This window comes from Nitrosomonas sp. Nm51 (assembly GCF_900111165.1).
Classification (GTDB): Bacteria; Pseudomonadota; Gammaproteobacteria; order Burkholderiales; family Nitrosomonadaceae; genus Nitrosomonas.
Genome location: NZ_FOGH01000030.1, coordinates 24,151 through 30,150 on the forward strand (window position 1 = coordinate 24,151; position 6,000 = coordinate 30,150).

Genomic DNA, 6,000 nt, shown 5'->3' on the forward strand with positions numbered 1-6,000 from the left:
TACAGATTGCTTATTTTCGTATTTCTTTTTCCATTTCTTCTATTGAGACATGTCGGACGTCCTTGCCTTTCACCATATAAACAACGTATTCAGACATATTTTTTGCATGATCACCAATGCGTTCAATAGCTTTGGCAATGAATAGAATTTCGATCGAGGTAGATATCTTACGCGGATCTTCCATCATGAAAGTGATCAGATGACGCATAATGGAGCGGAATTCTTCGTCTACGTATTCATCCTGACGTACAATTTGCGCAGCAGAATTCGGGTCCAGCCGCGCAAATGAATCGAGCGCTTTTTTGACCATATCCATGGCGATACTGGCAACGTGTTTAATTTCAGTAAAGCGTGGCGTCTGCAGACGGTCGGTTGAATAAATTAATCTTGCCATGCGCGCGATTTTCTGCGCTTCATCGCCAATACGCTCCAGATCGGTGATGGTTTTGATAATCATGACTATCATACGCAAATCAACCGCGGTTGGTTGCCTGCGAACAATAATTTGACTGCAGATTTCATCAATGGCGACTTCCATCGCATTAACACGGTGATCATACTCGATAACCTGGTCAATCAATTCTTCATTTCCAGTTGTTAGCGCTTCTATAGCCCGCTCAATTTGTTCTTCTACAAAACCACCCATTTGTAAAACACGCGTACGTGCTTCTTCAAGATCAGCATCAAATTGTTTGGAAATATGTTCTTTGTTCGCCATGAAAAACCTTTGTTGAGTAAGAGCACAAAAAACGAGACATCGTTATCAGTAATCTCCTAGGGTCGTAATGTTTTAACACCTTCATCAGTGCCGAGTAGTAAGATATCGGCAGAACGGCGTGCAAAAAGACCATTCGTTACAATACCGGTTATTTGATTAAGCTTGGTTTCCATTTCGACAGGATTTAAAATTTGTAAACCGTGCACATCCAGAATAACATTTCCATTATCGGTAATAAAATTCTGCCGGAGAGCCGGTTGGCCTCCTAAAAATGTAATCTCCCTGGCAACATAACTTCGCGCCATCGGTATGACTTCGATGGGAAGCGGGAAATTACCCAGAATATCGACAAACTTGGTCTGGTCTGTAATGCAAATAAATTTTTTGGCCACAGCTGCAACAATTTTTTCGCGCGTGAGTGCTCCGCCCCCCCCTTTAGTCATGTGAAGGTGCTCGGTTATTTCATCTGCACCATCGATATATACAGAGAGATCGTCTACATTATTCAGATCAACCACTTCTATACCATGCGACAAAAGCCGCTTTGCCGTTGCATCGGAACTGGCCACGGCGCCATCGATTTTATGCTTTATTTTTGCCAATTCATCAATAAAATAATTCGCTGTTGATCCTGTCCCCACACCAATTAGGCTGCCTATCGGAGCATATTCGATGGCTGCCGCCGCAACGGCACGTTTTTGTTCGTCCTGTGTCATTTGTTTATTATCATCAACTAAAAATTATAATACTTACCTGAAGGTCATTATAATGTTTATGTTTTGCAATTGTACAATTTTATGGTGACAATAAAGCCGCTACCAGAACTCTTGATCAATCAGATTGCAGCCGGTGAAGTTGTAGAGCGCCCGGCCTCGGCACTCAAAGAACTATTAGAAAATAGTATAGATGCCGACGCGACCCGGATTGATATACAACTATTGCATGGTGGTATCAAGCAGCTGCGTATTACAGATAATGGTTTAGGCATTGCTAAAGATGAGTTGATACCAGCTTTAACGCGCCATAGCACGAGTAAAATCAGCACGCTCGAGGACTTACATAAGATTACAAGTTTAGGATTTCGAGGAGAGGCCCTTGCCAGTATTTCGGCTATTTCAACGTTAATATTGACGAGTCATACAGTAGATCAGAATCATGCATGGCAGGTGCAAGTCAACAGCGGATCTATAACCCAGCCACAGCCAGCGGCACTTACCAGGGGCACGATCGTAGATGCGCACGACTTCTATTCCAATATTCCTGCAAGAAGAAAATTTCTAAAAACCGAAGCAACTGAGTACACGCACTGTGAAACTGTATTCAAACGTATGGCGTTAGTGCGGCCTGATATTGAATTTACGTTGCAACATAATGGAAAGCTGCGTCATCAATACCCTGTTACCGGTTTTTCGCAGCGAATTGAAGTTGTTTTGGGCGAAGAATTTATACAATCGGTTACATGTATTAATGAGCAAACCGCCGGTATCCGTCTGCATGGTTACGTTGCTTTACCTGCGTATTCCCGCGCATCGCGTGACACGCAATATTTTTTTGTAAATCACCGATTTGTACGCGACAAACTGATTGCGCATGCGATCAGGGAAGCTTATCGTGATGTGCTCCATTTGGATCGTTATCCAGCTTTTGTCCTGTTTCTGGAAATGGATCCGGCAGAAGTCGACGTCAATGTTCACCCAACCAAATCTGAAATAAAATTTCGCGATCCACGTGCATTGCATCAATTTATTTTTCATGCTGTTCATAAATCTTTGGCTAGGCCTTCAAGAGAAACACAACCGGCTTTGCCGGATAATGTTGTTTCTAAATCAATGCCGCATTACCCTAAGCAACATACCGGAGAGACTGGAAAAATTGAACAACCGACAGGGTTATATCAATCGTTATTTGGTGTTGATAATGAAGATTTAAATAATTCAACTAAAATTGAGGCGGAGGCACAAACAAACCATCTGCCCAGTGGTCTGATAACTGATCACGCAATAGCTGAAGAAAAGCGCGACTATCCACTGCTTGGATTCGCAGTGGGACAATTGCACGGTGTGTACATACTCGCACAGAATAAAAATGGCTTGATTATTGTAGATATGCATGCTGCGCATGAACGGATTCTGTATGAAAAGTTGAAAGCGTCAATGGACAACCATTCATGGTCTACACAATCACTTCTGATTCCTGTGACGCTTCAAGCAGATCGAGGCGATGTTGTTTTCGTTGAAGAACATCTGGCGTTATTTGAACAGATTGGTCTTGAGCTTGCTGTTCTGGCGCCAACAACATTAGCTGTACGCGCCGTACCCGTGATTCTGCAGCAAGCTGATATTGTGAAACTGACTCTGGATTTAATCCAGGAATTCAGACAATATGGGAACAGCCGTGCTTTAGAAGCGAGGCGTAATGAAATCCTGGCCACAATGGCCTGTCATGCTGCGATCCGGGCCAACAGAACGCTGACAATTGCCGAGATGAATGCTTTATTGCGCGAAATGGAAGCGACTGATCGTGCTGATCAGTGTAATCATGGCAGGCCGACTTGGTACGAAATGAGCCTCGCCAGTCTCGATAAATTATTTATGCGTGGAAAATAAGAAACTGCTAGGGGGGCCGTCTGTTGACACCAGAAGCCGGTCAGACTTTTGTGCGGGATTCCGAGTTAAAACGTTTCCTGATTAGTTATCTGACTCAGAAACCCTCAATATACTGAGTGGAAGAGGGTTCGTAGTAACGGCAGCACGCAGCAAGCGTGGTACCATGGCAGCCAAATCAAAGCGGCGATTGAAACGATAAGAAAATTCTGCAAGATAGTGGTGTGCGTACTTGGCGTGATTAAATGCGTGGTATGTTCCGCTGAGCGCAGTCTTGAGATTGCCAAGTAGCGTGTTGACCCAATGAAACTCGGGGCGTTGTACAACGATTTTGCCGTTGCCGACAACATGGCGTTCATGCTGCGCTGCTGTGTGAGTAACAGCCCCGAAACACCATAAACCATCGGATCCACATGTGCAGTAGATGCCAGACATTCAGCTGACCACTGTTTAAGCGCCTCATGCGTAAAACCCGCCACGGGTGCTAAGCGCATAAAATGCGGCCTGCCTTCGCTATTTGTTTGTATCGCTGCCACAAATGGCGCTTGGCGCTTTACTTGCGGCGCCCCGGCCGCGCTTTCCCCGCTTCTCGCCTCCCAAATAAGCATCATCAATCTCTACACGTCCATCCAGGCGACGCTGTTCTTCACGCAACAGCATGGTTTGTAACAACTTGTGTTTGACCAACCGTGCCGTTTTGTAACTTACACCCAACTGGCGTTTAAGCTCCAGCGCACTTACCGCGTTCTTGCTCTGTGCCATCAAATAAATGGCCAGAAACCAAATCGTCAAAGGAAGTTTGGTGTTTTCAAATACGGTGCCTACAATTGAGGATGACTGGTAGCCACAATCCAGGCACTCCCATAGCCTGCGGCCGTTGTGGGTACAGCAATATCGCTTTCCATCGCAGCGCGAACAGTTCCAACCTTGTGGCCATCTCGAAACAGACAACGCCGCTTCGCATTGCTCCTCTGTACCATACTGACGCAAAAATTCATGCAGTGACATGCCCGCCTGAAACTGAATCTTATTCAGCAATTCCCGCTGAGAGCCCAGCACAAGAAAAACAAGGTCATTCAGCGGTTTTTAGAAATAGATTTTCGTAAACTTTACTATGAAAGAACATAGCCTAAAGACAATAACACCCCTTACCCCGAAAAAGCAGGGGCTACGAATGGTGATAAAAAAAGTACTGCAACGTTACGGTGCACATTTGCTGCCGAAGCGACCAAATTGCCTGTAGTCCGGTTGGAAAACGGCCTTTTTACTATGCGTGCTCTATGGCGACAATTTGGGGTGCGAGTTGGTCGCTTAAGTCACATTAACGTGCGGAGTCAAAGCTCCAAAAAATTGAACGACTTTTGACAGCTGTGCACCGCAACATTATGATCTTTCATCATTCTGGGCGAAACAATGCTCTCATGACCATTAACTAAATTACAGTATTATGAGAGCATAAATTAAAGTGATAGGTGAGTATTATGCCAAAATACGCCTTTCGCCGGCATTTAAGCGCGCCCGGTTTAATCAAAGCAGTTCGTGCTTGTTTTGACCGCATAGAAGATAATGGAAATAGCAAAGCATTCTCCCTGAGTGATGTTTGATGTCGGGGTTCGCGGTTTTAGGTGATACCGCTGAATTATTTCTCAACTTCATCACCTTCTCGCGGCGATTCTCCACCTTGACGATAAAGAATGTCTTCAAACATTTTTAAATTAGCACGCTTGGCGCGCTCCCTAAAAAATTCTTCAGTTTCCAGTGCAGATATTTTTTCCGCCACTGCCATCGAAATAAATTGATTAAGGCTTGTACCATCGCGTTTTGCCATTTTTGCGACCTCTTCCTTCAAGGATTTAGGAAGCCGTAAAGGATATGTCGTGGTTTCACTCATTGTCTAAGTCTCCTGATTGCAGTTGATGGTTTTATTACCTCTATATTGAATGTTCCAGGCACAGCTCCATAATCCTTAAGATTAAAAGTTACAATGGCATCTGCACCACCATTTACAGCTATTTCCAACACCATTTCATCATTTGGGTCATGCAACATTGGTCGCCATAAATAATGTGTTTTAACAGGCTGAGCTATTGCTGCAATGCCATCCAAAAACAGTTGAGATTGCAGTTGCGTAAGTCCAGCAGCGGTCAAGTGCTCAGGTTCTGTGCACTTGGCTTCATATTCAATAAAAAGCGGAACACTCGCTAACAGAATAAGCCTTTTCTTGAGTGCTTCTCCTAATAATGCAGCTGATGCCCCTGTTGGGCTTCGCATCGCTGCTACAATAACATCCGTATCCAGAACAAGCTTTGTCATGATATTGTATATAATATCAATCCGTTTGTACTATTACAATCGGGGCTCCCGTCTTCCGATTGTAGAAATTAAAAGAGCCTGTCTTCACCCAGCCTTCACCAACCACGGCAAATGTATTCTAACGCGATTTTGCCGAATTTTTGGTTATTTTCAAATAATCAAACACCATACGCACATCCATCGATAACTTTCTCATTGTCTGCGCGACATCCTTTAAACTAGTACATCGTCCACCTTAAAATGACGGATAAAGATGTTTTAATTTAATGCGGGCATCTTCCGTCGTAAAGCGCCAGTTCATTTCACTGTTTTTCATGTTTCTTTGCTTTACCCATGCGTCTACTTCCTGAGTCAAATATTGCTTGT

Annotated in this window: 5 protein-coding genes and 2 pseudogenes; 1 reads left to right on the forward strand and 6 read right to left on the reverse strand. The window is 44.1% G+C overall.

Annotation, left to right across the window (positions count from 1 at the left end):
* Positions 1–10: 10 nt before the first annotated feature.
* A complete protein-coding gene (gene phoU / locus BMY60_RS10375; RefSeq protein ID WP_090333452.1) occupies positions 11–718 on the reverse strand; it encodes a phosphate signaling complex protein PhoU in 708 nt (235 codons plus the stop codon).
* Positions 719–774: 56 nt separating this feature from the next.
* On the reverse strand, positions 775–1,434 hold the full coding sequence (gene rpiA, locus BMY60_RS10380; RefSeq protein ID WP_090333453.1) for a ribose-5-phosphate isomerase RpiA: 660 nt from the start codon (positions 1,432–1,434) through the stop codon (positions 775–777).
* A gap of 81 nt (positions 1,435–1,515) precedes the next feature.
* Here rpiA and mutL point away from each other — a divergent pair, with 81 nt between their 5' ends.
* Positions 1,516–3,324 carry a DNA mismatch repair endonuclease MutL gene (gene mutL / locus BMY60_RS10385; RefSeq protein WP_090333455.1) on the forward strand — a complete coding sequence of 603 codons (1,809 nt, stop codon included), beginning with the start codon at positions 1,516–1,518 and terminating at the stop codon, positions 3,322–3,324.
* An 81-nt stretch (positions 3,325–3,405) separates the two neighbouring features.
* Here the strand turns inward: mutL and BMY60_RS10390 are convergent.
* The 4 genes and pseudogenes from BMY60_RS10390 to BMY60_RS10405 all read right to left on the reverse strand — a co-directional run.
* A pseudogene (locus BMY60_RS10390) lies at positions 3,406–4,329 on the reverse strand (IS1595 family transposase).
* A gap of 631 nt (positions 4,330–4,960) precedes the next feature.
* Positions 4,961–5,212, reverse strand: a complete 252-nt coding sequence (locus tag BMY60_RS10395) for a YlcI/YnfO family protein (protein ID WP_090333456.1) — start codon at positions 5,210–5,212, stop codon at positions 4,961–4,963.
* Positions 5,209–5,634 carry a putative toxin-antitoxin system toxin component, PIN family gene (locus BMY60_RS10400; protein WP_090333458.1) on the reverse strand — a complete coding sequence of 142 codons (426 nt, stop codon included), beginning with the start codon at positions 5,632–5,634 and terminating at the stop codon, positions 5,209–5,211. Before BMY60_RS10400 ends, BMY60_RS10395 begins: the two co-directional genes overlap by 4 nt.
* A gap of 235 nt (positions 5,635–5,869) precedes the next feature.
* Positions 5,870–6,000, reverse strand: a pseudogene (locus tag BMY60_RS10405) (IS630 family transposase); the annotation flags it as partial.